We start from the raw sequence: 906 nt of genomic DNA, 5'->3' as shown, positions 1-906 counted from the left end.
GTTCACTTACTCGCACGAATGGCGTGAGGTGCATGATTCGCCAGATCAGCAGCCATCGGAAAACCTGTTGCCAGCGCTCGCCCAAGACACGCCTTTAACCCTGCGCCAACTGGCCGGGTTTGTGCGCGACCCCGTCGGGGCGTTCTTCCAGCAACGGCTCAAGGTCAACTTCGACAATGACGAATTGACAGCCGCGACGACGAAACCTTTCAGCTCGACGGCCTTGAGAACTGGCAGCACCAGGACCGGCTCAGCCAGGCGCTCAAGCGTTGGGTTGAAGAGGATTATCAGCCTGAAGGCGCCGGGGCTGAGCTTGATCTGCACCTTCAGCGTTTGCAGCGCGAAGGCAAGTTGCCGTTGGGTGGCTTCGGCACGTTGAGCGCATCGGCCCTGGCCGAGCCGCTGCCGGATATGCTCGAGCGTTACCACGTGCAGTTGCAGGCGTGGCCGGAGGTCGAGGAGGGCCAAACCGCCGCAACGATCGCCGCTCATGAATCGGCCCCGGGATTGAGTGACTGGCTGGGCGGTATTCGCCGCAATGCCCAAGGTGAGCGTGCCTACTTGCAGCTGGACAGCAAGAAGCTGTGCAACGACGACAGTTGGCGCTGGCACAACCTGGTTCGACCCTGGGTGCGCCATCTGGCGTTGCAGCTGAGTGAGCCGGGCTGCACCTCGATTCTGGTCAGTTTGAATGGGGACGTGGTGTTCCGGCCAATGGCCCCGCAAGAGGCGCAGAAGCAGTTGAAATCGCTGCTCGAGGCCTGGGTAGCGGGCATGCGTGAACCGCTTCCGATCGCCTGTAAAAGCGCATTCGCCTGGCTCGAAGAAGCGAAGGAGGGCGGGGAAGACAACGACTCGGCGTCCGAAAAGGCCCGCGAGACGTTCGAGGGCGGGTACATGCGCTCT

Annotated in this window: 1 pseudogene; it reads left to right on the top strand. The window is 62.0% G+C overall.

The window, feature by feature from the left end:
• Positions 1 to 28 precede the first annotated feature (28 nt).
• A pseudogene (locus ASU03_RS21220) lies at positions 29 to 906 on the top strand (hypothetical protein); the annotation flags it as partial.

The organism is Colwellia sp. TT2012 (genome assembly GCF_001440345.1).
In the GTDB taxonomy this organism is placed as follows: Bacteria; Pseudomonadota; Gammaproteobacteria; order Enterobacterales; family Alteromonadaceae; genus Colwellia.
This window is presented reverse-complemented; position numbering and strand designations above follow the sequence as displayed.